The sequence below is a fragment of the Arthrobacter sulfonylureivorans genome (assembly GCF_022637435.1).
Lineage (GTDB): Bacteria > Actinomycetota > Actinomycetes > Actinomycetales > Micrococcaceae > Crystallibacter > Crystallibacter sulfonylureivorans.
Genome location: NZ_CP093326.1, coordinates 422,777 through 447,968 on the forward strand (window position 1 = coordinate 422,777; position 25,192 = coordinate 447,968).

Annotated in this window: 28 protein-coding genes and 1 tRNA gene; 16 read left to right on the forward strand and 13 right to left on the reverse strand. The window is 64.7% G+C overall.

What is annotated here, in order from left to right:
• Positions 1 to 29: 29 nt before the first annotated feature.
• The 6 genes from MNQ99_RS02065 to MNQ99_RS02090 all read left to right on the forward strand — a co-directional run bounded on the left by MNQ99_RS02065 (position 30) and on the right by MNQ99_RS02090 (position 5,402).
• The gene (locus tag MNQ99_RS02065) at positions 30 to 917 is read left to right on the forward strand and encodes a polysaccharide deacetylase family protein (protein WP_241914258.1); all 888 of its coding nucleotides are present in this window, start codon (positions 30 to 32) and stop codon (positions 915 to 917) included.
• A gap of 29 nt (positions 918 to 946) precedes the next feature.
• A complete protein-coding gene (locus MNQ99_RS02070) occupies positions 947 to 2,284 on the forward strand; it encodes an MFS transporter (protein ID WP_127512254.1) in 1,338 nt (445 codons plus the stop codon).
• Between the two features lie 43 nt (positions 2,285 to 2,327).
• Positions 2,328 to 3,107, forward strand: a complete 780-nt coding sequence (locus MNQ99_RS02075; RefSeq protein ID WP_241914259.1) for an SDR family NAD(P)-dependent oxidoreductase — start codon at positions 2,328 to 2,330, stop codon at positions 3,105 to 3,107.
• 19 nt (positions 3,108 to 3,126) lie between these two features.
• Positions 3,127 to 3,879: an SDR family oxidoreductase gene (locus MNQ99_RS02080; RefSeq protein ID WP_127512256.1), complete on the forward strand. Its 753-nt coding sequence runs from the start codon at positions 3,127 to 3,129 to the stop codon at positions 3,877 to 3,879.
• A 131-nt stretch (positions 3,880 to 4,010) separates the two neighbouring features.
• Positions 4,011 to 4,589: a DedA family protein gene (locus tag MNQ99_RS02085; protein WP_241914260.1), complete on the forward strand. Its 579-nt coding sequence runs from the start codon at positions 4,011 to 4,013 to the stop codon at positions 4,587 to 4,589.
• A 171-nt stretch (positions 4,590 to 4,760) separates the two neighbouring features.
• A complete protein-coding gene (locus MNQ99_RS02090; protein WP_241914261.1) occupies positions 4,761 to 5,402 on the forward strand; it encodes a potassium channel family protein in 642 nt (213 codons plus the stop codon).
• 14 nt (positions 5,403 to 5,416) lie between these two features.
• On the opposite strand, the gene MNQ99_RS02095 is transcribed toward MNQ99_RS02090, so the two are convergent.
• Positions 5,417 to 5,872, reverse strand: a complete 456-nt coding sequence (locus tag MNQ99_RS02095) for an SHOCT domain-containing protein (protein WP_127512259.1) — start codon at positions 5,870 to 5,872, stop codon at positions 5,417 to 5,419.
• 241 nt (positions 5,873 to 6,113) lie between these two features.
• Between MNQ99_RS02095 and MNQ99_RS02100 the strand changes: the two genes are divergently transcribed.
• A complete protein-coding gene (locus tag MNQ99_RS02100) occupies positions 6,114 to 6,608 on the forward strand; it encodes a DUF456 domain-containing protein (RefSeq protein ID WP_127512260.1) in 495 nt (164 codons plus the stop codon).
• A 3-nt stretch (positions 6,609 to 6,611) separates the two neighbouring features.
• On the opposite strand, the gene MNQ99_RS02105 is transcribed toward MNQ99_RS02100, so the two are convergent.
• Both MNQ99_RS02105 and MNQ99_RS02110 read right to left on the reverse strand, forming a co-directional pair.
• Positions 6,612 to 7,073, reverse strand: coding sequence for an Lrp/AsnC family transcriptional regulator (locus tag MNQ99_RS02105; RefSeq protein WP_241915238.1), 462 nt, complete (start codon positions 7,071 to 7,073; stop codon positions 6,612 to 6,614).
• A 301-nt stretch (positions 7,074 to 7,374) separates the two neighbouring features.
• Positions 7,375 to 7,902 carry a hypothetical protein gene (locus tag MNQ99_RS02110; protein WP_241914262.1) on the reverse strand — a complete coding sequence of 176 codons (528 nt, stop codon included), beginning with the start codon at positions 7,900 to 7,902 and terminating at the stop codon, positions 7,375 to 7,377.
• Positions 7,903 to 8,098: 196 nt separating this feature from the next.
• On the opposite strand from MNQ99_RS02110, the gene MNQ99_RS02115 reads away from it, so the two are divergent.
• The 3 genes from MNQ99_RS02115 (at position 8,099) to MNQ99_RS02125 (ending at position 11,501) form a co-directional block, all read left to right on the forward strand.
• Positions 8,099 to 8,171, forward strand: a tRNA-Ala gene (locus MNQ99_RS02115).
• Between the two features lie 278 nt (positions 8,172 to 8,449).
• Positions 8,450 to 10,000, forward strand: coding sequence for a hypothetical protein (locus MNQ99_RS02120; protein WP_241914263.1), 1,551 nt, complete (start codon positions 8,450 to 8,452; stop codon positions 9,998 to 10,000).
• A gap of 520 nt (positions 10,001 to 10,520) precedes the next feature.
• Positions 10,521 to 11,501, forward strand: a complete 981-nt coding sequence (locus MNQ99_RS02125; RefSeq protein ID WP_241914264.1) for a GmrSD restriction endonuclease domain-containing protein — start codon at positions 10,521 to 10,523, stop codon at positions 11,499 to 11,501.
• 153 nt (positions 11,502 to 11,654) lie between these two features.
• Here the strand turns inward: MNQ99_RS02125 and MNQ99_RS19000 are convergent, their stop codons facing one another.
• From MNQ99_RS19000 to MNQ99_RS02155, 6 genes are all read right to left on the reverse strand, one after another.
• A complete protein-coding gene (locus tag MNQ99_RS19000) occupies positions 11,655 to 12,398 on the reverse strand; it encodes a hypothetical protein (RefSeq protein WP_277883585.1) in 744 nt (247 codons plus the stop codon).
• Positions 12,399 to 12,896: 498 nt separating this feature from the next.
• Positions 12,897 to 14,042, reverse strand: a complete 1,146-nt coding sequence (locus MNQ99_RS02135) for a hypothetical protein (protein WP_241914265.1) — start codon at positions 14,040 to 14,042, stop codon at positions 12,897 to 12,899.
• A gap of 121 nt (positions 14,043 to 14,163) precedes the next feature.
• Positions 14,164 to 15,345: an FAD-binding domain gene (locus MNQ99_RS02140; protein ID WP_241914266.1), complete on the reverse strand. Its 1,182-nt coding sequence runs from the start codon at positions 15,343 to 15,345 to the stop codon at positions 14,164 to 14,166.
• An 83-nt stretch (positions 15,346 to 15,428) separates the two neighbouring features.
• Positions 15,429 to 16,442: an MsnO8 family LLM class oxidoreductase gene (locus MNQ99_RS02145; RefSeq protein WP_127512266.1), complete on the reverse strand. Its 1,014-nt coding sequence runs from the start codon at positions 16,440 to 16,442 to the stop codon at positions 15,429 to 15,431.
• A gap of 46 nt (positions 16,443 to 16,488) precedes the next feature.
• The gene (locus MNQ99_RS02150; protein ID WP_241914267.1) at positions 16,489 to 17,253 is read right to left on the reverse strand and encodes a glucosamine-6-phosphate deaminase; all 765 of its coding nucleotides are present in this window, start codon (positions 17,251 to 17,253) and stop codon (positions 16,489 to 16,491) included.
• Between the two features lie 249 nt (positions 17,254 to 17,502).
• The gene (locus MNQ99_RS02155) at positions 17,503 to 18,591 is read right to left on the reverse strand and encodes a DNA alkylation repair protein (protein WP_241915239.1); all 1,089 of its coding nucleotides are present in this window, start codon (positions 18,589 to 18,591) and stop codon (positions 17,503 to 17,505) included.
• Between the two features lie 177 nt (positions 18,592 to 18,768).
• Here MNQ99_RS02155 and MNQ99_RS02160 point away from each other — a divergent pair, with 177 nt between their 5' ends.
• The 5 genes from MNQ99_RS02160 (at position 18,769) to MNQ99_RS02180 (ending at position 21,761) form a co-directional block, all read left to right on the forward strand.
• Positions 18,769 to 19,491 carry an alpha/beta fold hydrolase gene (locus MNQ99_RS02160; protein WP_241914268.1) on the forward strand — a complete coding sequence of 241 codons (723 nt, stop codon included), beginning with the start codon at positions 18,769 to 18,771 and terminating at the stop codon, positions 19,489 to 19,491.
• Positions 19,488 to 20,006 carry a YbaK/EbsC family protein gene (locus tag MNQ99_RS02165; protein WP_241914269.1) on the forward strand — a complete coding sequence of 173 codons (519 nt, stop codon included), beginning with the start codon at positions 19,488 to 19,490 and terminating at the stop codon, positions 20,004 to 20,006. Before MNQ99_RS02160 ends, MNQ99_RS02165 begins: the two co-directional genes overlap by 4 nt.
• 84 nt (positions 20,007 to 20,090) lie before the next feature.
• Positions 20,091 to 20,597: a ferritin gene (locus MNQ99_RS02170; RefSeq protein WP_241914270.1), complete on the forward strand. Its 507-nt coding sequence runs from the start codon at positions 20,091 to 20,093 to the stop codon at positions 20,595 to 20,597.
• A gap of 184 nt (positions 20,598 to 20,781) precedes the next feature.
• On the forward strand, positions 20,782 to 21,378 hold the full coding sequence (locus MNQ99_RS02175) for a dihydrofolate reductase family protein (RefSeq protein ID WP_241914271.1): 597 nt from the start codon (positions 20,782 to 20,784) through the stop codon (positions 21,376 to 21,378).
• Positions 21,379 to 21,557: 179 nt separating this feature from the next.
• Positions 21,558 to 21,761, forward strand: coding sequence for a cold-shock protein (locus tag MNQ99_RS02180; protein ID WP_127512273.1), 204 nt, complete (start codon positions 21,558 to 21,560; stop codon positions 21,759 to 21,761).
• 61 nt (positions 21,762 to 21,822) lie between these two features.
• On the opposite strand, the gene MNQ99_RS02185 is transcribed toward MNQ99_RS02180, so the two are convergent.
• The 3 genes from MNQ99_RS02185 to MNQ99_RS02195 all read right to left on the reverse strand — a co-directional run bounded on the left by MNQ99_RS02185 (position 21,823) and on the right by MNQ99_RS02195 (position 23,212).
• Positions 21,823 to 22,194 (reverse strand): VOC family protein, encoded by a 372-nt coding sequence (locus tag MNQ99_RS02185; RefSeq protein ID WP_241914272.1) that lies wholly within the window; start codon positions 22,192 to 22,194, stop codon positions 21,823 to 21,825.
• Positions 22,195 to 22,276: 82 nt separating this feature from the next.
• Entirely contained in the window at positions 22,277 to 22,630 is a 354-nt protein-coding gene (locus MNQ99_RS02190; RefSeq protein WP_241914273.1) for a hypothetical protein, read from the reverse strand.
• A 102-nt stretch (positions 22,631 to 22,732) separates the two neighbouring features.
• Complete coding sequence (locus tag MNQ99_RS02195) at positions 22,733 to 23,212, reverse strand: hypothetical protein (RefSeq protein WP_127512276.1); 480 nt, start codon at positions 23,210 to 23,212, stop codon at positions 22,733 to 22,735.
• Positions 23,213 to 23,442: 230 nt separating this feature from the next.
• Between MNQ99_RS02195 and MNQ99_RS02200 the strand changes: the two genes are divergently transcribed.
• Positions 23,443 to 24,636 carry an AI-2E family transporter gene (locus MNQ99_RS02200; protein ID WP_241914274.1) on the forward strand — a complete coding sequence of 398 codons (1,194 nt, stop codon included), beginning with the start codon at positions 23,443 to 23,445 and terminating at the stop codon, positions 24,634 to 24,636.
• Between the two features lie 91 nt (positions 24,637 to 24,727).
• Here MNQ99_RS02200 and MNQ99_RS02205 read toward each other — a convergent pair whose 3' ends face one another.
• Positions 24,728 to 25,177, reverse strand: coding sequence for a hypothetical protein (locus tag MNQ99_RS02205; RefSeq protein ID WP_241914275.1), 450 nt, complete (start codon positions 25,175 to 25,177; stop codon positions 24,728 to 24,730).
• Between the last annotated feature and the right edge of the window lie 15 nt (positions 25,178 to 25,192).

The following is a 25,192-nucleotide window of genomic DNA, read 5'->3' on the forward strand; positions in this document are numbered from 1 at the left end:
GTACATCCACCGCCACCAGAGGAGACATTATGTCCAAGAGAATTTACGTCTCGGTCGGTATCGACGTCGACGCTGTCGGCGGCTGGTTGGGTTCCTACGGTGGAGAGGACTCCCCGGGCGACATCTCCCGCGGGCTATTCGCTGGCGAGGTCGGTGTGCCCCGGCTGCTTCAGCTTGCCCAGCGCCGTCAGATGCCAGTGACCTGGTTCTGGCCGGGCCACTCCGTCGAGACGTTTCCAGATCAGTTCGACGCCGTGGTTGCTGCCGGCCACGAGATCGGGGTGCATGGCTATAGCCATGAAAACCCCATCGCCATGACCCGCAAGCAAGAGACCGAGGTTCTTGACTACTGCACCGACCTGATCGAGCAACGTTCCGGGCGCAAGCCAGTTGGGTATGTGGCTCCCTGGTGGGAGTTCTCTCCGGTGACCAATGAGATCCTGCTTGAGCGCGGCTTCCTCTATGACCACTCGTTGATGCATGACGACTTCACCCCGTACTACGTGCGGGTTGGGGACAGCTGGACCAAAATCGACTACGAAGCCGAGTCGGCCCGGGAATGGATGAAGCCGCTGGTACGCGGCCGGGAAACCGATCTCATTGAAGTGGCGGCGTCGTGGTATCTCGATGATCTGCCGCCGATGATGTTCATCAAGTCCAGCCCCAACAGCCACGGTTTCGTCAGCCCCTGGGACATCGAGCAGCTCTGGAAAGACCAGTTTGACTGGGTGTACCGCGAGATGGACTACGCCGTCTTCCCGATCACCATCCACCCCGATGTCTCGGGCAAGCCGCAGAACCTGCTCATGCTCGAGCGGCTGTTCGACCACATCCAACAGCATGACGGCGTTGAGTTCGCCTTCATGGAAGACCTCGCGCGGGACTTCGCCGCCCGCAACCCCCGAAAGGACTCCTGAGAGTCCTTGCGTCTAGGAAAGCAACTGCCATGTCATCGCTTCGTTCCCCCGGCGGCCGCTCCGTCGAGCCGTGGAATGTCCCCATCACCAAGAAGACAATCACGCAGGTCTCAGTCGTCTGCTTTATCGCCTGGGTCGCCTCGGTCTATGACTACACCCTCTTCGGCACCCTGCTGCCGGTCATCGCCGAGGAGTTCGGCTGGACACCCGCGCAAGCGACTGCCGTCAACACCTTCGCCACGATCGGCGTTTTCATCGTTTCCCTGCTCGTCGGCACCATCCTCGACCGGATGGGCCGCAAGAGAGCGCTGATCATCCTCATGCTTGGCGGGGCGGTGGCTTCCGGCCTGACCGGACTCGCCGCCGGCGCCGTCAGCCTGGTCATCATCCGCTCCTTCACCGGGTTCTCCATGTCCGAGGAGGTCGTCAACGCGGTCTACCTGAACGAGATCTACAAGGAGGCCAAAAGCCGGGGCCTGATGTACTCCCTGGTGCAGGGCGGTTGGCCGGTTGGGGCCCTTATTTCTGCGGGCCTCTCGGCGCTTCTGCTGCCGATCATCGGCTGGCGCTGGACCTTCGTGGTGGCCGCCGTCCTGTCCCTGGTCGTGGTGGCCTTGGCCCTCCGGCTGCCCGAATCGCCCACCTTTGCCGCCATGCAGGAGGTCAAACGCCGCCGTGCCAGCGGCGACGTCGACGGCGCGCACCGGCTGGCGGACGAACACGACCTCGAGGAGGCAGCCCACCATGCCACCGGCGTAAAGGATGTCTTCACCCCCGAGTTGCGTCGGCACACCATCCTGCTGTCCCTGTCGTGGTTCTTCAACTGGATCTCCATCATGATCTTCTCCGTCCTTGGAACCACGATTCTGGTCGAGGCCAAGGGCGTTTCCTTCGAGAACTCCCTGGTCATTCTGGTTCTGGCTAACGCGGTGGGCTTCGTAGGGTACGTCTTCCACGGCTGGCTCGGTGACAAAATCAGCCGGAAGCGCACCGTCGTCCTCGGCTGGCTGGCGGGCGGCATCGTCAGCCTGATCATGCTGCTGGGCCCGGGGATCCCGGCAATCATCATCCCGCTGTACGCGCTGACCCTGTTCTTCCTCACCGGCCCCTACGCGGCGCTGCTGTTCTACATGGGCGAGTCCTTCCCCGCCCATGTGCGCGGCATGGGCACCAACGTGGCCCACGTGATGGCGCCGGTCGGCGGCATCGCCGGCTCCGGTCTGTTGTCCATCCTGCTCGCCGCCGGAGTGGATACCGGCTGGGCGGCGATCATCACCGGCACCGGCGGGCTGTTCATCTCGGCACTGTGCATGGCCGGCACGCGCACCATCCACGATGCCCATCAGAAGACGACGGTGATCGCATGACCACCAACGCCAACTGCAAGAAAAACAGAAGGACGGTGCACGCGTGAACCGCGACGACGGACTCGAGGGCAAGGTCGCCGTGATCTCCGGCGGTGGCAGCGGGATCGGCCGGGCGCTGGCCGTAGCCTACGCCCGGGCCGGCGCCCACAGTGTGATCGGCTACCTCCCTTCGGATCCCCACGACGCGACGGACACGGTCCATGCCGTCGAGGATGCCGCCGGTCGCTGCGTCGCCGTCCCGATGGACGTTCGCCGTTTCGAGGACACGGAGAAGCTAGCCCAGGCCGCGCTGGACGAGTTCGGCCGGCTGGACATCTCGGTGGCCGCGGCGGGTATTCTGCGCCGGGCGCCACTGGCCGACATGACCGACGAGGCGTGGGACGACATGATGGCTGTCGACCTTTCCGGCGTCCTGCGCGTCTTCCGCTCGTGCAGCATGCGGATGGACCGCGGAGGGGCGATGGTCGCCACGTCCTCGATCGCCGGCGGCGTTTACGGTTGGGAAGAACACAGCCATTATGCCGCCGCCAAATCCGGCCTGCTTGGCCTGTGCCGGTCCTTGGCCGTTGAGCTGGCCCCGCGCCGGATCCGGGTCAACGCCATTATCCCGGGGCTCATCGAGAGCCCGCAGTCCCTGGATCCGGTGAACTCGCTGGGCAGGGAAGGCCTCGACGCCGCCGGATCCATCATCCCGTGGGGCAGGGTAGGCAACGTGGACGAGGCCGCCCGCGCAATCCGCTTCCTCACCAGCGACGACTCGGCCTACATCACGGGACAACAGCTCATTGTCGACGGCGGGCTGACCGTCCGCTGGCCGAGCTGAGTGTCGGACAGGAGTTGAGATGGAACGACAGCTCGCAGACAAGATCGCCGTCATTTCCGGCGGCGGCAGCGGGATCGGTGCAGCCATCGCTCTGCTCTTTGCCCAGGAGGGCGCCGATGTGGTGCTGCTGGACCGGGACGAACAGAGCGCCGCGGCCGTAGCAGCCGAGGCCGGCACCTTCGGCGGCCGCACCGCAGCCCTCGCTGTGGACGTCACCGACGGCGAAGCAGTGCGGCGGGTGATGGACCACGTCGCTGCAACGTTCGGCGGCATTGACATCCTGGTCAGTGCCGCTGGCATTCTCGACGAGACGCCGCTGCTGGAAATGAGCGAAGCGACGTTCGATAAGACCCTCGCCGTGGACCTCAAGGGCGTGTTCCTGGCTGCGCGTTGGGCAGCGCCCCACATGGTGGAGCGCGGCGGAGGCCGGATCATCAACATCGCCTCGCAGCTCGGGCTCAAAGGCGGGGTCGGCTTGACTCACTACGTGGCCGCCAAGGCAGGGGTGATCGGGATGACCAAAGCGATGGCACTGGAGTTGGCCGAGCACCACATCCTCGTCAATGCGATCGCCCCGGGGCCCATCTTTACTCCGTTGATCGAGGGACTCTCCGAGGAGTGGAAGGCCGCCAAACAGGCGGAGCTTCCCATCGGCCGCTTCGGACAGGTCCATGAGGTGGCGCCCACGGCCTTGCTGCTGGCCTCCTCGCCCGGCGGAGACCTCTACACCGGGCAGACTCTGGGCCCCAACAGCGGGGACGTGATGCCGTAACCGAGTCGAAGGTGTTGGGGTGTCCAGCTTGCCCTGGGTACAGATGTCAACGGTTCTTTCGCGCAACCCCAAGTGTTTCTACAGAGCGTAGAATTGACTTGTCCGGGCCGCTCGCCAGTGAAAGGACGTTCATGGACTTCTTCCTCGGGCTGCCGCTGGGCTGGGCGATCGCCGCGCTCTTCGGCGGTGCGATGCTCCGGTCCAACGCCACGTACTGGCTGGGCCGCGGCGTTGCCGCTGGCTGCCGCCACACCCGACTGGAGAAGCATGTGAACGGGCCGCTGATGCGCCGGGCGGAAGCGATGACGGCCAGGTTCGGTCCGTTCGCGGTGACGCTATGCTTCCTGACCGTCGGCCTGCAGACCGCCGTGATCGGCAGTTCGGGCATCGCCCGCATGCCGCTGCGCCGCTTCCTGCCCGCAGTCATCGCCGGCAGCCTGATCTGGGCCGTCGTCTACGCCACGGTGGGGTTGGCCGCGATCGCGGCCTGGTTCGCCCTCATCCTCGCGTCCCCGTGGGCGGCGGCAGGCGCAGCGGTGGCCATCGCCGTCGTCGTCATTCTGTTGGTGAAGCGGCGGCGCGCCAAGCGCCATCAGCAGATGGTGGACGACGGCGGTGCTCCGGTTGGGCCGGAAAGTCCGGTCGAGCGGCTGCCGGCTTTCACAGACCACCACTCTGCGGCTCTACCGACGGGCCTGCGGATTCGGTGAGCGGAACGGGCGGCGCAAGCCGACGGTGATCGCGGCCTTGGCCCATTGCGGCACCGTCCGTCATCGGATGTACACTGCCCCGTTCCCTGGGCCGAGCCGGAGGATTCCGCCCCAGGCGTCACCCGCTGCGGGCGATGGCCCAAAGGTGCGCGCGGAGGATAATGGTGCGCGATGAGCACGGTCCACGATAGTTCCGCTCGGCGGCGTGGGCAGCGCCTGTGGGTGCTGCTGCGTCCCGCCCTGACCGGCGTCGCCCTGCTGGTGGTTTATTACACGATGCCGCTTAACCGGGATGGCTCCCTGCCAGCGCTTTTGGTTGGCCTCGGTGCGCTGGGTGCGCTGGTCGCCTGGCAGATAAGGGCGGTGACGACGTCGCCGTCGCCGCGGCTGCGTGCCATCGAGGCGTTGGCCACTTCGATCCCGCTGTACATTGTCCTGTTCGCAGCCTCGTACGTCACTACGTCCATTTGGGACTCGGGTGCTTTCACGGAAGCGATGGACCGGACCGACGCTTTGTACTTCACCATCACCACGCTGGCCACGGTGGGATTTGGTGATATCACTCCGGTATCGCAGGCCGCACGAATCGCTGTCACCGTGCAGATGGTCACCGGGCTGATACTTCTTGGTCTGGTGATCAAGGCTTTCCTGGGCGCGGTGCAGATTGGCCTCAAGAACTCCGCGGACAGTCGCGGCGGTCACGCCGAGGCCGACGAGCCTCGACACGGCGGCGACGAAGGAGGCCCCGCTGGGGCCGATGGGCCCGCACCCGGCGACGGCGACCCCTCCGACAGTGGCCCCGCCGGCCGGTAAGCAACAAGCCCGAGTTACCAGTCAGCACCAGGATTCGTTGGTGTTGCGCCGCCCGGTGTTGCGCCCGGTGAGCTTGGTTGCTCTAACCGGAGGGCCCGCGCCTTGACGTGTTCGAACTCTTGCTGGTTGATCGCGCCGGAGTCCAGCAGCTCCTTGGCTTTGGCTATCTCCTCACTCGGACTCGCGCCAGCCACTCCGCGGATGTACGACTCGGTATCCATGCGCATCGCTTGCGACGCTGCGTGGCTGCGCTCGGCCATTCCCCTGCCGCGAGCTATCAGATAGATCAGCGAAGTCAGGAAGGGCAGGAAAAGAAGGAAGATCAGCCATACTGCCTTCAGCCACCCGTTCAGCGACCTGTCACGGAACAGGTCAGTGATGATTCCGAACAGCACGAAGAGGTAGGCGATGAAAGCGAACGCCCAAAAGAACCACCAGATCGTGTCCCAAAACGATTCCCCAAAGTTCATGGCACCCACCTCCGATTTCCCGGCACCGGCGAACCGGATAGCCTAGAGCCCTTCCAGAACGTGGGCGCAGTCTACAACCTCGCCGTGCCGTGCCGTCAAGACCCCGGCGCGCAGGGGCTGCAGCTGGCGTCCTTGGCGGCAGTCCACGCGTCACGTTTCCCGCTCGCCTTGCGACCGTCTCAGCGGCGCCGACCGTCGGCCGACCGCGGAAAGCCGGGGCATCCCTATTAGTGTGTTGTGGGTGGAAGCCCAGATTCTTGCGACCGTCGTCTGCGGTCTGCTCATCGCCGTTGGAATTGCCGGCATCGTCGTGCCCGTTTTGCCCGGCACCATCACCATTGGCATCAGCCTGCTGGTATGGGCCATTGCCCTGCAGAACATGGTGGGCTGGGTGGTCTTCGCCATCGGCATGGTGTTCGTGGCCGCCGGCATGCTGGCCAGTCTGGTGCTAACCGGCCGGCGGCTGAAGCAGCGGCAGGTGCCCAACTGGTCCATCCTGGTTGCCGTGCTGACGGGCGTCGTCGGAATGTTCGTGATTCCCGTGGTGGGGCTGTTCATTGGGTTTGCGGCAGGCCTGCTGCTCAGCGAATACGCCCGACGGCGGCACTTCGGCCAGGCAGTCGGGGCCAGTTGGGCAGCGCTCAAGGCCGTGGGCCTCGGCATGCTGGTGGAGTTGGGCTGTGCGTTCGCGGCCGGGGCCGTCTGGGTGGTCGGCGTGCTGGTGCAGTTCGTCTAGAAATCAGTCCTGCTTGAGCAGCCCGGTGGTCCGGTAGGGGATGACTTCACGCAGGAACATCTGCGTGGACGTGCGTGTGATGCCGGGGCAGAACCGGATCTCCTCGCTCACCCGGTACAGGTCGTCCGGGCTATGTGCCACCACACGGATCAGCAGGTCGGTATCGCCGGCCGGGGCATGGCATTCGAGCACTTCGGGGATCTTCCGCAGCGCTTCCACCGCATCGTTGAGCTTGCTCTGGTCCAGTTCGGCGCTCACCATCGCCATCACCCCGCGGTCCAAAGCCTGCGGAAGCACCCGGGCCGAGTGGGTGCGCAGACAGCCCGAGGCGGCGAGACGTTCCAGCCTGGAGTGGACGGTGCCTCGCGCCAGGCCGAGCCGCTGCGCCAACATCATCACCGGGACCCGCGGGTCCTCGTCCAGCGCCAGCAGGATCCTCCGGTCGGAGGCGTCCAGTTGCTGCAATTTGACCACTTCCTGCCGATAGCTCGCCGGGTACTTGAACACTCTGATCAAGTATAAGCCTGCCTCTTGCGCGGATTGTAGCCATGCTGCTGGAATGGCTATCAGATCGGGCGAAGCCACAAGCCGTAGCCCGCTGAGGTACACCGTCCAAGCTCACGACGCAGGGACAGTGTCTGCGGGCCCGCGAAGCCCGGACCTTGTTGTTCACACAGCCGAAGACCCCTGCCAGTCCGGATTCCGGATCGCCAGGGGTCTCGCTGTTTGTGGGGTCAGGGGGCGCTGCTGGATTTACTGCGCTGACTCAGGCGGCATTCGCCGGAGTGTTGCCGTTGAGCGGGGGAGTGTTCGGCTTCTCGCGTGGTTGGAAGAACCGCTTGTAACCGAGGAAAAGCACCACGGCCAGGCCCACGGTCACCACGATGAACGAGAGCGTGGTGCTCCCGGACATGAAGCTCCGCATGATGCTGTAAATCAGGGTGAACAGGCTGCCGAGCATGACGCCATTGGCCAACACCCGGTTGCGCTTCTCCACCACCAGGCTCAGGCCGAGCAGGGCAACCGAGCTGATGAGTGCCGAAATGGTGACATTGCGGTTGTAGATCTCAGATGCTTCGTCGTACTCGCGGAAAGCTGCTTCTTGCTGCATCTGGATCTCGCGCTGCTCCGCTAGCTCCTTATCCGTCGGGTTGGTCTTCTCGAAGATCGTCTCCACCGGAAACTGTGGCGCTTCCGGTGGAGCATAGAACGTGCGGATGCCCAGCCCCACGAAGAGCGCGATGATGACCCCCAAGAAGACCGTGTAGACGGCCTTGAGAACTTTATTGTCCATGGCCAGAGTTTATGGCGCGGGTTCGACTTGCCTGCGCGGACGCCAGTGAACGCTGCACATTCGTTACAAGAATGGGTGAACTGGGGCGGGGCATTGGTTGTGCCGGGCGCCACGGCAGCGTGTCTGGCGCGCAACACTGCATCCTTTCAGCTTGGCGATCGGCGCGCCGCAGACTTATGATCGAACGCAGTGGCACGGGGCTTTAGCTCAGTTGGTAGAGCGTTTCGTTCGCAATGAAAAGGTCAGGGGTTCGATTCCCCTAAGCTCCACACATCGAAGGCCCCTACTTCCTTCTAAACAAAGGGAAGTGGGGGCCTTTTGCTGTCTTGACATTAAGACCCGCCATCACTGCCGGCTCTTGGCATGAGGGAGTCCTGCCGCTTCGCCACTTGGGCCCTGACTCACCCAGCCAAGGCGGCCCACCCGCGGGGACCTGTGAGGTTTTCCGGAGATTCGCTTACGCGTGCGCCCTGTCGTCCGATTGCATCCCTTGACACCCGTGCCCCGCATTCCCGCAGTCGGCAGTACTACGAACGGATCCAGTTTGATGAAGTCACTCATTCGCGCACTCCTCGGAGCGGCCCTAGGATCGTCCCTGCTCGCGTCAGCACTGGTTGTCAGCATCCCGGCCCAGGCCGCGGCACCGTACAGTGCGACCTATCAGACCTATACCGCGCCCAACGGACTCAGCAGCAACTACCACGTCTACGCCAACGGCATCGATACGAAGAAGCCCGTGGGCGTCCTGTTCGTCTTCCACGGCGACTACTCCCAGCCGAAACAGTCCTACGTCCACCACACCAAGGGCTCCGTCATGAAGAAGATGGCGGCCGAGGCTGCCAAGAAGAACATGATCATGGTCCCGGTCATCACCCCGGACAAAAAGGGCGGCATCACCTGGTGGGAGGACGCCGACCGAAATGGGGAATGGTTTCGCTCGTTGGCGACGAGCTTGATCGCCAAATACAAGCTCGACCCCCGCCGCATCTGGCTCCACGGCTACTCTGGCGGCGCCGAGTTCATCACCTACGAACTCCTCGCGGACCGCCAGGAATGGATCAAGGGCGGCGGGGCCACCATCGTTGGCGGCGGCGGCTACGACGGGATGCAGACCGCACCTACTGCGGCCGTAAGGAAAATGAAGCTGCATTGGATTAGCGGCAGTCGCGACGGCAAGGGCGGCACCAGCTTGAAGACCTGGTCTGCCCTGGGCACCGCCAAGCGCGCGGAGAAAAAATACAAGGCCCTCGGGTTCACCAGCACGAAGATGACCGTCCTGCCGGGCGTTACTCATTACACCTACGACATGCCGAAGCTGCTGGCCAACGACCTGAAAGCCATGCCGGCCGCCATCGCCCCGCCCAAGGCCAAATCAGGCGACGTCGTAGCCGTGGACTCCGCCGGCAAGCTTTACATCTACCCGTCCGCCAGGGGCAGGGATTTGGACAAACGCCGTTACGTTTCCGCCGGCTGGGGAACATCCCTGACCGTGGAGATCGCCGACTGGAACGCCGACGGCGTCCAAGACCTGATTGCCAACTGGAAGGACGGCCGGCTCACCGTCGACTACGGGCTGAAGAACGGCGGCTTCAAACGCTCCACGCTGGGCACGAGCGGCTGGCAGCGCAACACCATCCTCGTTACCCAATGGAAGACCGCCGACAAATTCCCCAGCATCATTGCCAAGAACCGCGACGGCAAGCTGTACTCGTACGCAAACAAGGACGGAGCAAAACCCGGGCCGCGGAAACTGCTCAGCTCGGGCAACTGGAAGAGCCTCCAGGTGATGGCCATGGACTTCGACGGCAACACTAAAATGGATCTGGTCGCCCGCGATACTGCCGGGCAGCTGAAGCTCTACCGCTCCAACGGCAAGGGCCAACTCATCAAAGAGACCCGCAAGGTGGTCGGCGGTTCAAGCTGGAGGGCCATGACGCACCTGTCCGCGGCCGAAGGGCACCTGGCAACCGGCCAGCCTGGCATCCTGGCCCGCGACAAGAAGGGCAACCTGCACTTCTACCCGGTCTCCTCAAAGAAGATCCAGAAGCGCGTCACCGTTGGGCTCGGCGGCTGGAACGGTCTGAAACTCGGCTCATAGCCTCTGCGGACCCGGAGCGTTGTCGCTGCGGGCCGGGGCGGCGTTAACGAACTCATTAGTTCCTGCAGTTAGCGAGAGGGCTCGACATGGGCAGGTTCATCCAAGGCGGCTGGTTCTTTCTGGCGCTCGGCCTCGTCCTGCAGCTCAGCCGCAACGTGCGCATTGAAGGATTCGTATGGCAAAACTTGGGCGCACTCGTCCTCCTCGTTTGTCGGCGTGCTGCTGTTCCTCTGGTATCGGCCCTCATCCACAGCCGATTCTGACGAGCCCCCCACAGGAAAATAATCCCTAACGCGCATCGGAGAGCTCGACGGCTGAAAGCGTAAACGGTGCCGGCAAGGTGAGGATCGCGCACTAGCTCCGCACACATGCCGCGGATGATTTCGCCAATAAGTAGGTGCCCACGAGCGACGCCGCGCTTAACTGCAGGGCAGCAGGGGCCGAGGGTGCTGTTATGTGGGCGGCACAACGGTGTGTCCGCCAGCACCTGGGCATGGACTTGCCGTACACATGAAGGGATATGAAACGCCTTCGCCTTGCCTTCGCCGCCGTGCTGCTGACCGGACTGACTGCCTGCAGCACCCCGGTCCTTGAAGCCCCCGTTGTCACCGAATCATCGTCTGGAACCGCTTCGCCGGTGACGCCGGAGCCCAGTGTCCAAAAGAAGTCCGAGGCGCCTGAGCCCAAAGCTGAACAGGGACCCGCTGCCGGCACGGCGCTGGAGCAGCTGGCCACCATTGAGGTGAAGGGCCGGGCGCCGAAGACTGGGTACTCCCGGGAACAGTTCGGCAGGGGCTGGAAGGATCCAGACCGCAACGGCTGCGACGCGCGCAACGACGTCCTTCAACGCGATCTGGACCACGCTGTGCTCAAGGCAGGCGGCTGCGTGGTGACCTCCGGGGTGCTGGCCGATCCGTTCACTGCGGCGACCATCGACTTCGTCCGCGGAAACACCACCAGCGGCGCTGTGCAGATCGACCACGTCGTCGCCCTCTCGGACGGATGGCAGAAGGGCGCGCAGCAGTTGGCCCCGAACCAGCGTGAAGCGTTTGCCAACGACCCGTTGAACCTGTTGGCCGTCGACGGCCCTACTAACGGGGCCAAGTCCGATAGCGACGCGGCCACCTGGCTGCCGCCGAACAAGTCGTTCCGTTGCGAGTATGTGGCATTGCAGACCGCGGTGAAAGCCAAGTACGGGCTGTGGATGACCAAGGCGGAGCGGGAGGCGATCAAGAACGTCCTCAGCACCTCGTGCCCGGACCAGCCCGTCCCGGCCGGCGGGGGAGCGGTTGTGCCGGTCTCCGTAGCTCCGGCCCCGACACTAAAGCCCAAGCCTGCCCCGGTCAAGGAGGGTCCCGCACGGGCCCCGGCCGGCGGCAAAGTCTTCTACCAAAACTGCACCGCCGTAAAGGACGCCGGCGCTGCACCCATCAGGGCCGGTGATCCGGGCTGGGACACCAAGTTCGACCGCGACGGCGACGGGGTCGGCTGCGAGTCCTGATGAAGTTGTTGATATCGAAGTTGAGCTGGAAACACGAAGTGTTTATCTGAGGAGCGGCCCAGCTGCGCAGGAGTAGGGGCTCTATCCATCCCCTTCCACGGAAGGGGCGGCCTCCCGGATGGGAGGCCGCCCCTAACAGGCAAAACCGAGGGGTCAGTTGCCCTGTAGGCCAACCTTTTCGGCGGCCTTGGCGGCCTTCCAATCAGCCTTGCCTTCGGCCTTGATTTCCTTCCAGTCAGCTTGGCCCTGGGCCTTAGCGGCCTTCCAAGCAGCATCTGCTTCGGCCTTGACGGCCTTCCAACCAAATGCGGGTGCCTCTTCAGCCGGTGCTTCGTTGGCGGGTGCCTCTTCAGCCGGTGCTTCGTTGGCGGGTGCCTCTTCAGCCGGTGCTTCGTTGGCGGGTGCCTCTTCAGCCGGTGCTTCGTTGGCGGGTGCCTCTTCAGCCGGTGCTTCGTTGGCGGGTGCCTCTTCAGCCGGTGCTTCGTTGGCGGGTGCCTCTTCAGCCGGTGCTTCGTTGGCGGGTGCCTCTTCAGCCGGTGCTTCGTTGGCGGGTGCCTCTTCAGCCGGTGCTTCGTCGACGGGAGCCTCATCAACCGGTGTCACGGGCAGCTCTTCCATCGGTGCATCCTCAACCGGCGCTTCGAGCGCGTCCTCGGCGGGTGCTTCTTCAACCGGTGCGAGCTGATTGGCGACAATCAGATTTGGCGAGATGTACACGTTCTCGGCGGTGATGGACACCAACGAGTCTTGCGTTTCGTTGACGGACGACGTGACCCCTGCTTCCGCAACGGTCGGGTCCTCGGCGGCCGAGGCGATTCCTGCTCCTGCAGTGGTCACCACTCCTGCGGTAACTACAGCTGCTGCGAGACGGCCGGTCTTGGCAATTCGAAACGTCATTTTTTGCTCCAATTCTTTGTGGGAATGTTGCGGTTTAACCGTTACATCAGGGCTCGGGCACTCGCAAACGAAGAGGAAATTTAGGTGAATTTAGGGTCCGACGTGCTTAACGATGCGGACAAGGCCGCCCTATCTGTGTCACCCTGCTCCTTGCACCGTCGAGCCCCATGCACTCGTCGACCGGAACACCCGGCGGCAGCCACAGAAATGAGGTCCGGGTGGAACCCGGCTATCCCGCCGGACGGCGTCAGGCTGCCCGTCCTCGTTGGCCGGCTAACGCGGCCTATCGCCGTGGGAGGCTTGACCCCGCCTTGGGCGCAGCGCAGGGCAGCCAGCCGCCCGTGGAGTCGGGCGTGAGAGCGACGGAACCGCCGAGATCCAGGACCAGGCGATTATCACCACTCCGAGCGCACTTCCTCACGGCGTCCGTATGGAGCAGCCACGGTCGCGCTGAGCCTCAGGGCCGCGCTGGCCGCCCTACGGCCATCGGCCTCCCGGTCAGGGTTTCTTGCCGGCCAAGATGTTTTTTGCAGCCGTTCCGCGGGATCCCTTGCAGTCTTGCGTGTACCAGTTGACCGCTGCCTTCGGGTCGGCACCCATGCGGTAGGCCATACAGTCGGCCACCATCTCGACCCCGTTGCTGGACTTGAAGATCTTGTTCAACCGGCTGTCCATCGCCTCCAAGCCGTTGCCGTAGAGGCGGAAGGTGATGATATGGGCGCACTCGTGCAGCGCGATCGCCTTGTGCTGGCTGCCCTGGTATCCCGGTGCCATTTCAATCCGAAGCGAGCCGGAGTGGGCGGTGCTTGCTGACCCTCCCTTCTTCACGGTGATGATCTGGTTGGGGCAGTACTTCTTCATGTAGTCATAGGAAAGCTTGCGGTACCCGGTGTAGCTCCGTGGGTTCTCGTGACGGACGGTGCCGGTCTTGGAAGTCCATCCTTTTTCATACGCCGAGGCGTTCACGACAATTCGGTATTTCCGGGTGACGTTGGACTGCGTCTTGGGTGTCTTCGCAATTGCCAAGGGCGGCGTGCCGCTGCTCTTCTTCTTCCAGACGAGCTTCTGCACCGTGACCCATTGACCGTTCTTGTGCATTTGCAGGGCACCGATGCGGGCAGATCTGCCGGTCCAGACGTAGACGCCGTGCCGGGCTTGATCGCCCGCGGCCACCTTGCCTTCGGCCTCCGCGAACGGCTTTGTGTAGTTCGAGTAGCGGTGGTGGATGTCGGACCGGTCACGCTTCCAGGTGACCTTCTGGGCCGGGCTTGAGGCGAGCGTCCTGCCGCCCTCGGTAGCTGCGATGCGCATGTGGACGGTGCCCTCTTTGGCCATCTTGTAGCCGAGCGTCGTCTTGCCTTGCTTGCCCGGCGCCTTGGAGCCGACCGTCTTCCAGCTCGTTCCGCTCTTCAACTGCAGGGCAATCCGGTACGTGGACGCCCATGGATCATGCCAGACCGTGAACTTCTTGGACGGCTCCCAGCGATAGCTGTCCAAGGAGGATCCGTAGAGGACGGGCGCCTCATAGGCTGGGGCGGCGGGAATCGTCACGGGTTCCGCAGCGGCGGCCGGCTGTCCGGCGAAGACCATGAGGCCAACCGCGGCGGCGGCCGATGCAAGGGCGACGATCAGACGTGCGAACATAGCCTCTTCTTCCGGATGCTGACGAGGAAAGGTGCGTAGAGGCATCCGGACTGGGCAGGCTACGACTCACCGCAATCGGATTCTAGCGGCCAAATGCGGATCCACGGCGCAACACGGGGTCTCAATCTCTCGGCGGCGGAGGAAGCTCGATCGGATCGCGCAGGCTCCGTCCCATCGCGAGCTTGGCGACCAGCGGGATTCCCATCAGGCCCAGCACGGTGTTGCGCAACAGCAGTTGCCCGCGGTTGCGTGGTGCGAACGCTGCGCCGAGCCCGATCGCCGCATCCTGCTTCACGCGCACCAGCGACGCCAACTGGCGCTCGTACGAAGCGAACGCTGTGGAATGCTCCCCGCCAGAGAGTTGCAGTTCGGCCGCCAGGACGTAGGCCTCCACCATGGCGAGCGCGGAGCCCTGACCGGCCAAAAACGACGGGCACGCGGCGGCGTCGCCGGTAAGCGCCACCCTGCCGCGCGACCACGCCGGCATCCGGATCTGGCTTGCCCGATCAAGGTAGAAGGTCCGGGCCTCGGGCATCCGCCGCAGCATCTCCGGAACTTCCCAGCCTACGCCGCGCAGACGCGAACGGAGCAACTCCTGCTGGGCTGCCACATCCTCCACCGGCACGTCCCCGTCATAGCGAAAGGTAAAGCAGAACATAGTCGCACCGTCGCGCAGCGAGAAGCGGAGCGCCTGCACGCCCACCTCGGTATGCGTCACTGCGACCAACTCGTCACGCGGACCGTAGCCTTCCACGTCGAAGGCGGCCACCGTGATGCCGAGGTAGCGCTCGAACTCCTCCCCGGGCCCGAAGGTCAGCGACCGGACCCGGGAGTGCAGGCCGTCGGCCCCGACAACGAGGTCAAACTCCCGCGGAGCGCCGTGGGCAAACTCGACGCGCACGCGCCCGCCGTCGTCGTCGAGCGCCTGGACAGTGTCGCCGAAGATCGTTTCGACCTCGCCGTTCAGCGCTTCGAAGAGCACAGCCCCCAGATCGGAGCGGCCGATGCTGACATACCGGTCGCCGACCCCGCCGATGACGTTGCGCGGATCCAGATGAGCGATCTGCCGGCCGGTGGCGGACACTTCACGCAGCTCTCGGACCCGATAGCCCTTGGCCATCAGCCGGGGGACAATGCCCATCCGTTCGGCCACATCGAACCCGGATCCCCAGAAGTCCACTAGGTAGCCGCCTTGACGCAGCCGGGGAGCGTGCTCAACGAGCACCGGCTCGTGTCCCGCCCGCCGCAGCCAGTAGGCCAGCGTGGGACCCGCAATCCCTGCCCCGACGATCAGCACCCGCATGCGCGCCGCCCTCAACCATGGTCCACCGAACGGTCTCAGACTAGTGCGGGGCGCCGTCCCGCGGAAGGCCCGCTGATGCCCGCTCAGCGCGTCTTGCCGGGCAGCCCGAAGAGGCCGGCCAGCCGACGATCGGTGTCGGCGAGGGCGGCGGTGTCGAAGGTGTTGGTGGTGACCATGAGTTCGTCGGCGCCGGTGGCCTCGAGCAGCCGGCCGAGCCGCTCGGCCACCTGGTCTGCGGTCCCGTGCACTGCAGCCGCGAGGGTCTCGGATACGAGCGCCTGCTGCCGCTCCGTCACCGGCAAGGCCCGAATGGAGTCCACCGGTTCGAGCGGCGGGAACTCGCCGCGGGTGCGTGATTGCGCCATCGCCCACGCCTCGGGCAGCAGCAAGTCCCGCGCCGCTTCGGCTGATGCGGCCACCGCCACGTTCGCCGACGCGATCACGTACGGCTCCGCGTAATAAGCGGAGGGCCGGAAGTTCTTCCGGTAGCGCTCCAGCACGCCGCGGGCCAACTCCGGCTTGCGCCCGGTGAACGCCGGCCCACCAACAACGACGGCGAGGCCCGCCTTCGCAGCGATCTCCGCGCCTTTGCCGGTGGCCAGCACAAAAGGCGGCGTTGCGCCGCCGTCGTACGGGCGGGCAGTGATGGCGGCGGTGCCGCCGAGGTAGGACAGCAGCTCGGCGAGGTCCTCCGCAAAGCGGTCCGCGGCGTCCTTGTCCTGCCGCAGCGCCGAGCGGACAGCGGGCGTGAAGCCCACGGAGCGCCCGATCCCGAGATCGATCCGGCCGGGGAAGAGCGCCTGCAGGGTGGCGGCTTGTTCGGCCACCACCAACGGCTGGTGGTTGGGCAGCATCACTCCGCCGGAGCCGACGCGGATCCGCTCGGTCTGCGCGGCCACCGCCGCCATCAGCACCGCCGGGGCCGAACCGGCGATCCCGGGCACGCCGTGATGCTCGGCCACCCAGAACCGGTGGTAGCCCAGCTGCTCGGCATGCTGCGCCCGCCGGACGGTAGCGGCCAGGGCCTCAGACGCCGAGTTGCCTGCGCGGGCATTGGCACGGTCCAAGATGGAGAGGGGAATCGACGGCAGCTGCATACCAGTCACAACATGGCTAGCCGGCGGCTATTCCGTCGGCCGAAATTCACCGCGCCGATGACGCCCCGGCCGGCAGCAGTGAGGCCGCCGCCACGTCGGTGAGGACGGTGACGTCCGGGTGCAGTTGGAGCACGGAGGCCGGGCAGTCCGGGTGGACGGGGCCGGTCAGGGCCCGGCTGAGCGCTTCGGCCTTATCCCGGCCCTGGACCAGCAGCAGCAGCCGCTTGGCGGCCATGATGGTGCCGAGGCCCTGGGTGATGCAGCGAGTGGGGACGTCGTCGAGGCAGTCGAAGAAGCGCGCATTGGCCTGGCGCGTGCTCTGGGTCAGCACTTCCACCCGGGTGCGCGAATCCAAGGCCGAACCGGGCTCGTTGAAGGCAAGATGGCCGTTGTGGCCGATGCCCAGGATCTGCAGGTCGATGCCGCCGGCGGAGGCGATGGCCGCCTCGTAGTCCGTGGCCGCTTGATCCACATCCGGCTGGCCGACGTCCGGCAGCAGGACCGTCGCGGGGTCGAGGCCCAGCGGCGTGATGACTTCGCGCTCGATGACCGCGGCGTAACTCTCGGGATGGCCGGCGGGCAGCCCGATGTATTCGTCCAGGGCGAACCAGCGGACAGCGGTCAGGTCCAGGCGGCGGCGTGCCAAGGATTGGTACAGCGGCAGAGGCGAGGACCCGGTGGCCAGTCCGATGACGGCCCGGGGCAGGTCTACGACGAGCCCAGCGACCAAATCTGCGGCCACGGTCCCGATCTCCGCGGCGTCGTGGTGCGAAATGTGCAGCTTGCGTTGCTGATCGACCGTGGCGCTCATGGGAGCCACGTCAGTTTCGCGAATCCGGGACGGAGGGGGCGTTGCGCGGTGCCCATTGGCGGTGGCGGGGGCAGGTCAAAGTTCATGACACGTTCCTTCATCGGTACTTGTCGCATCCGCCGGAGGCGGTGTATCCGCTGGCATAACAAAAACAGGTTGCAGAAAGGTTACCCAATGGCGACTGCCGAAAACCTCGATCAGCGCCCGATCATGCGCTCAGCGAACTCGGCAGTCCGCCGGCTGCCACTGTCAGGTCACGACGTCGAAGCCCGCCTGAGGAGACAGCGTCCCGTTGGCCTGGACTTGGACCAAATGTCGGCCCGGGTAATGGACGCGGGTGGTCATCTGCCGGAAGCCGTGCGATGTGCGGAACCGGCGCATCTCGCCCGGTGCCAGATCAGCCACCGCCAGCTTGAACACCTTGGGGGCCAGCGAACCATTGGCCTTGACGTAGTGCACCACGTAGTCCACCGCAACGCGTGCCGGCACCGCAGCTTCATTGCGGAGTTCGACGGCGAAGCCCAGTTCCCCGGGCAGGCGGACGATGCTCTGGTCCAGTTGGGGAGCGGACACCGCCACTGCTCCGGAGGTAAAGCCCAGCGTGGCGAGGGCGCCGGGATCTGCCTTCTTCACTAGGGTGCGCAGCCCGTGCCGGACTACCCAGGCCGCGCGGTCGTCCGGCGTCGTGCTCCAGCGTTCGGCGGTGGCCACCGTTTCGGACGGGGCGTGCCGGGATATGTCGTTCAGGTGGTTGGCCACCGAGCGCCGGACGGTGTCGCTGCCGTCCAGGTACAGCTCGTCGAGGATCGGCAGCGTCGCCGCCGGCCGGGCGATGATGCCGGGTACGCGGACGGCCCACGGCAGATACGGCCGGGTGCCTTCGCTGGCCAACCGCCGAACCTGTTCGTCCGGGTGTGCCGTCCAGCCGCGGATGGCTCCCAGCGCCCGGTCCAGGTCCTGGATCAGCAGCCGCCGGATGGCAAACTCGCTACTCATCCGCGGAGTCAGTTCCGCGAGCAGGGCCAACGCGTCATCGAACGCCCGCTGGCCTCCATCCCGGAGCGCCAGGGTGACCGCGGCCTCGCCCACCGGCCACAGGATCCAGCCGGTGAAGCCGTCATCGGCGAAAGCGGTGCGGAAAACCGAAGCGGCCCGCTCGTAGCCTGCATCCAAGTCGTCGATCAGCGCGGCTGCCAGCAGGCCGGCCCGGGCCCGCAGGGCCAGTGGTTCGAGCCGGTCGGCGGCTTCCCGTAGGGCCGGCCAGGCAGGCTGGTCGGCTGCCACGGCCAGCGACGTGCGCAGTTGCGTCACCGCGGACGGACCCAGCAGGTCGTTCATGATTCCCACTGCGGTCCTCCGGGTCGGCTCAGCGATGTTGTCACAACCCAGCCTAGGGCTCCTCGGCAGCGTCACCCGGCCTCAGCCCGCCGGTACGGAAGTCTTAGGACGGAAGCTGTCCTGAATTCGGCCCGAGGGGTGTCCCGGGCCACGGTCCGGGCACTAGAGTCACCTGACATGGACATCATCTTGGTACCCGGATTCTGGTTGGACGCGTCGTCGTGGTCGGAGGTGACTCCGCCGCTGGAAGCCGCAGGACATCGGGTCTACCCCCTGACGTTGCCCGGGCTGGAGTCCGTGGATGCCCCACGGGCAGGCATCGGCCTACGGGACCACATTGATGCCACGCTGAAAGCAGTGGACGAGCTGGGCGGGCCGGTGATCCTGGTGGGACATTCGGGCGGCGGAGCCATCATCCACGGCGTGGTGGACCAGCGCCCGGACCGCATTCTTCGCGCCATCTACGTGGACAGCGGCCCGTTGGGCGAAGGCGGCGTGATCAACGACGAGCTGCCCGCCGACGGGGACGAGGTGCCGCTGCCGGACTGGAGCCTCTTCGGGGAAGAAGACCTGACCGATCTGGACGATGGGCTCCGGGCTGCCTTCCGCGCCCGCGCCATTCCGCAGCCGAGGGGCGTCGCCCAAGACCCGCAGCACCTCTCCGACGAGCGCCGGTTTAACGTCCCGGCCACCATCATCACCTGTGAGTTCACGCCGGAACAGCTCCAAGGCTGGATCGACGCCGGTGCCCCGCAGGTGGTGGAACTGGTCAATATCAAGGACGTGGAATACGTCCACCTGCCCACCGGCCACTGGCCGCAATTCACCAAGCCCGCCGAACTGGGCGAGGCCATTCTGGCCGCGGTCACCAAGACGGCGGGGGCAACACAGGCGTCATGAGCACTGCCACCCTGTTGCCCGCCGTTGAGGCGGCGCTCGCCGAGCACGGCCTTTCCTACGAGGTCCTGGCATGCGACCCGGACCTGGCGGACACCGCCGCGTTCTGCGACCACTACGGCTTCTCGCTGGACCAGTCGGCGAACACCATCCTGGTGACGTCCAAGAAAGTGGAGCCGGCCCAATACGCGGTCTGCGTGGTGCTGGGAACCACCCGGCTGGACGTGAACAAGTCGGTCCGCGAGCTGCTGGGAGTCAAACGGGCCTCCTTCGCCGATGCGGAAACCACCCAAGCGGTAACCGGGATGGAGATCGGCGGAGTGACCTCCATCGGCACCTCGGGCCACACCATCTACATCGACGCAGCGGTGCTGGAGCGCGAGCGCGTAGTGATGGGCGGCGGCAACCGCACCAGCAAGCGGCTGCTCAAGCCGCAGGAACTGGCCAAGCTGCCCCACGCCGTCGTTGTTGAAGGCCTGGCCAAGCCCGCCGTGCCGGTCCACGCCATCGGTAGCTGAGCGCACGGATAGCGCAGGCTTCCCTCAGCTTGGCTTGCCTTACCTTGGTGGCGGTGATACAAACCGGCGCATAATCTGGGAAGCATGGGACTCACAGGAAAACTTGCAGAAGCGTTTAACAACCAGGTCACGCTGGAACTTCAGGCCTCCGTGGTCTACCGCCAGCTCGCCATTGAAATGGATGCCGTCGACCTGCCCGGCATCGCCGGATGGTTCCGGGCCCAGGCCGAGGAAGAGGTGCTCCACGCCAACAAGTTCATCGACCACATGATGGACCGCGGCGCGCACCCGAAGATCCAGGCGATCACCGCTCCCACTGTCTCCGCCGGGACCGTGCTGCAGGCGTTCGAAGCCTCGCTGGCGCACGAGAAGAAGGTCTCCGAATCCATCCGCGACCTGTACCGGCTGGCGCAGCAGGAGGGCGACATCGACTCGATCCCGCTGCTCAACTGGTTCGTCGAAGAGCAGCTCGAAGAAGAAGCCACCGTCGGCGAGATCATCGGCCGCGTCAAGCTGGTCAACGACGACGGCCCCGGCCTGCTGCGCCTGGACGAGCAGCTCGGCTCCCGCAAGGCCGCCGAAGACAGCTAACGCCTGAGGTTCGTTCCCCACCTCAACCACAACCCAAAGGGCGACGTCGGTGCTCAGCTGGGCACTGACGTCGCCCTTTGGTGGGTGGCAGCACCCTTGACAGGGCGCTGATTCCGGGGTCGACTCGGTCTCAAAGCTGTGCTCGGGGAAGGGCAGAGCCCGGAGCAGACCAGGAGAAGAGAGCATGAGTACGGTTGTGGTGCAGGCGTTCATCACTCTGGACGGCGTCGTCCAGGCGGGCGGCGGGCCGGATGAGGACCGCGAAGGCGGCTTCGAGCACGGCGGCTGGCAGGCAGGCTACGACGACGGGGACATCGTAGGCGAGTGGGAGAGCAGGACCGAGGCACTGCTGCTGGGCCGCAAGACGTACGAGATCTTCGCCCGCTCCTGGGGAGTGTGGGACGAGAATGCCGAGGGCCTGCTGGGTGAACTGACCCGCAGATATAACCGCATCCCCAAGTACGTAGCATCGCGCACGCTGACCGAGTTCGGCTGGAAGAACTCGCAGCTCCTCGGCCCCGACGTGCCGGCCGCAGTGAAGCAGTTGCGTTCCGAGCCGGGCGGCGAGATCCGCATATGGGGGAGTACCCAGCTGGTCAGGACGCTGGCCGAGCACGACCTGATCGATGAGTACCGACTGGTTGTTTACCCACTGGTGCTGGGCACCGGCAAGAAGCTGTTCGGCGACGGTTTCCCGTTTAGCAGGCTCAGCCTGGCCGAGTCCCGCGCGTTGCCATCCGGGATCCTGATCAACATCTACAGGCGCTCCGACGCCGGCTGAACGTTGCATCCGCCTCTGCGATGACGCACTTCACGCCGACCCTCAAAAGGTGCGCTGCTTCCGTCGAGGTCCACTGGGGTATTGCCGCCGGTGCTCGACGCCCCTAGGTTGGAGGTGGACGCCTGCGGGGATAGGTTCCCGACCGGGAGCCGGCGGTGCGGCCAAGAAGGATAATCAGCATGGCAACAGGCACCGTCAAGTGGTTCAACGCAGAAAAGGGTTTCGGCTTCATTAGCCAGGATGACGATGGACCGGACGTGTTCGCGCACTTTTCGGCCATCTCCTCCGGCGGCTACCGCTCCCTGGAGGAAAACCAGCGGGTGGAATTCGACGTGGTTCAAGGCCCCAAGGGCCTACAGGCCGAAAACATCCGCACGCTCTAACTATCTGAACGAACTACGCCCCCGGACCCTGTGGTCCGGGGGCGTAGTCGTGCAACGTTTGTTAAACGTGCTGGTCCACGATAATCGGGTTGCCGTCCGGGTCCAGCACCATGAAGCTCGCGGGACCCGTCGATGCCTCGTCTGCTTCCGACAGAAATTCCACGCCCGCCGCCTTCAGATTCCGCTGGAGCTCACGCGCGTCCGTGAATGAATCGAGCGCTTGGGCGTTTTGGTTCCAGCCCGGGTTGAAGGTCAACGCGTTCTTCTCGAACATGCCCTGAAAAAGCCCGATGACGGTCTCGCCGTTCTTCAGGATCAACCAGTTCTGCGCGGTATCACCGCCGTGATCGTGAAAACCGAGCTTCTTGTAGAACGCAGCGGAAGCCGCGATGTCCTTGACGGCGAGGCTGACCGAAAATGCGCCGAGTTCCACGGGGTTACTCCACTCTGCAGACTGATGAACTCTTCCGATGATAGCCACGGCCGGTCCGAGTGGCGCCTGAACACAGTGCGGATTACTCCGGCAGGATCGTTCCCGCCGCAGGGAACCGCGCGGCTTCGTCGCGCATGCTGCTGCCGAACTCTCCGTGGTACAGCGATTCGGTCAGGGCGAAGTGGAAGCCCTCGGCCGACTCCAAGGTCTCAAATTCGGCAACGATCCACCCGACGTCCGGGTCCTGCTGGGCACGCCAATCCCAAACGACCGTCTGAAATGCGCCTGCGTTGAGCTCCGCCGTGACGGCGGTGATCGCTCCGATTCTGTTCATCTGCAACAAGTGGCCTTTACCAACCAGCGTGTTCATGATGTAGGCCTTTACCGAGGCGTCGACTTTGCGCCCTTCCCCGCCGGACGCGAAAGATCTCTGCATATTGCTCACCTCACTAATCGATAGGAAGTCACGCTGCCCTGCGGGTTTGAGCCGGAGTGTGTGAACTGTGAGCAGAGGGTTTGAGAAGCCGCACGGTGCGGGTTATTCGTACCAGCCGACGTTCCGGTCATATCTGGAGACGAGAGATCCCGTGCCGCGGCGGTCGCTGCCGCCGGTGGGAAAATAGATGGCGCCGAAGGACGCTCCGACGGCGTCGATCCGTTTCTGGGCCCACAGTTTGGCGTCGTTGAGGTCCGTCCGAGGCACGGGGGTGCGGGTCCCTGAACCGGCAGCGAGGTAGATTTCCAGGTGATACTCCCCGGGCCGGGACCGGTCCGGAGGCAACGAGGGGGCTTTCTCGTCTCTGATGCTGATCAGTATCTCTGCCAGGGCGTGGAGCGTGAACTGATCTCCGGCAGGCCTTCCATGCGAGATATTTTCAGTGCGCAGCTGTAGCGCTACATCTTCGACCGTCTCGTCGTCCGCGGGGACATAGCTGAAATTCTTCAACGCCGTGGCGTCGCCGCCGACGCTCTTTAAATGTTGGGTGAATTGTGCGGAGCTGGAGATATCCATATTCATTGTGCTATCCCTGCTGACTGCCGGCATTGTCACCGGCTCTTTCACACTAGCCCGGAATAAAGGAGGTAAACCGATCTGGGGAAAGAAACTTGGGCCGGGACCTGGCAGTCTGCGAGATGCCGCCTGGTTCCGGGGCAGCCGTTCATCCCACTGGACGGGTTCTTGGCGGGCCGAGTTGGGAGGCGCATCCTAAAGGAACCAGTGCAGCACGAGATGAGGGGATGGTTTCTATGGCAACAACATCGTCTACCGGCGGCGCCTTCCAGATCCGCGGCCTGTGGGCCGATGGCTTCGGTCGGGCAGGTACTCGTGCCGCGCAATTCATATTGCTCCTGATCGCCGTGTCCGTTGCGATCTACGGGCTGATACAGCTTAAGCTCATCGTGATCCCGCTCATGGTGGCCCTCATCTTGGCCGCAGCGCTTAATCCGGTCGTCGCCTTCCTGCGCGGCAAAGGACTTCCCGGTGCACTGGCGACCTGGATTACTTTGCTGTCCGCCATCGTCGTGTTCGGAGGCATAGTTACCGGCGTCGTCTTTGCTGTCCGCAGCGAGTGGAACGAATTGGGCACGGCCGCCGTCAACGGGTTCAAGGAGCTCCAGAAGTTCGTCGTTTCCGGGCCCCTACCGCTGGACCAGGAAACGCTTGACAGGGGCATCGACGCCGTGACCGCATTTGCCACTAGCAGCCAGTTCGGGGCCGGTGCGCTGGTTGGGATTTCGACGGCGGCGGAGGTCATCACGGGTGTTTTGCTCAGCGCAGTTGTACTTTTCTACTTCCTCAAAGACGGCGGGCGGATCTGGGACTTTTTCCTCCGGCCCTTTCACGGTGAACGCCGGCGTAGACTGCGCAGCTCCGGAGCGAGGACGCTTGTGGTGCTGGGCCAGTATGTGCGGGGTACGACGATCATCGCTCTGATCGAGGCTGTGGTCATCGGTGTGGCTCTCTTCATTCTGAGGGTGCCCCTGGCCCTTCCGCTGGCCGTCATCGTTTTCCTCGGGGCCTACATACCCATGGTTGGGGCGGCGGTGGCCGGGATACTTGCCGCCCTGGTCGCACTAGTTGCCAACGGGCCCGTTGTTGCGCTGATAGTCGTGGCCATCGTCATCGGAATCAACCAGCTCGACGGCCATATCCTGCAGCCGATTGTGATGGGGAGGTCCCTGCGCCTGCACGGCCTCGTCATCCTCCTGGCCCTGGCAGCCGGTGTCATCCTCGCCGGAATCATCGGCGCGTTGCTGGCGGTGCCGCTGGCGGCGGTGACCTGGGCGGTTATCCAGATCTGGACCCAACCAATGACCGACGCCGGGCCGGACCGGGTCGGTACGAAGGGCAAGTCCCGAGCACTGTGGAAGGCACATATCGCCGAGCGCAAGGCAGCAGTTGCTTCAACTCTTCGGCAGGTCCCGGGAAAACGCCGTTGAGCCAACAACCCACGGCAGGAGATGGGACCAATGCGGTTAGAGCCCCTTCTGCAGCCGCCGGAGAAGTGGGGATGCTGCCCCTACGGAAGGGCTAGTCGAAGGAAATTTCGTGGGCCAGGGTCTCGATTTCTTGCCGCCGAGCCTCATGGGCTAGGCGCTTTGACAGCGCATCTTCATCCAGTTGTTCCTGCTCTCGGCGTGTCTGATCGCTGATTTCCCGGATCAGGGAACCGATGACGGAGGCCAGGCCGGCTTTCAGCTCTTCCAAGCTGGTGTTCACGATCTCCAGCCGCGCATCGGTGATCACCAGGCTGATGTGGCCGTAACCCTGCTCCCTGAGCCGCTCGTGAGCCGCCGGTCCCTGTATCAGGCGCGCTTCGGCTGGAAGAACACGCCGGGAAAACGCAGCCGAAACCGTGTATCTGGCCGGGGCATCAGCACCGTAGAGTTCCCGCGAAACCGCAACCACGGACGTCAGCCGCAGTGTCGGGTCCGGCGAGTTTCCCCGTGCCGGTTCGTGGGATGACACGTTGATGCTCATAGGGTCATTTTCCCA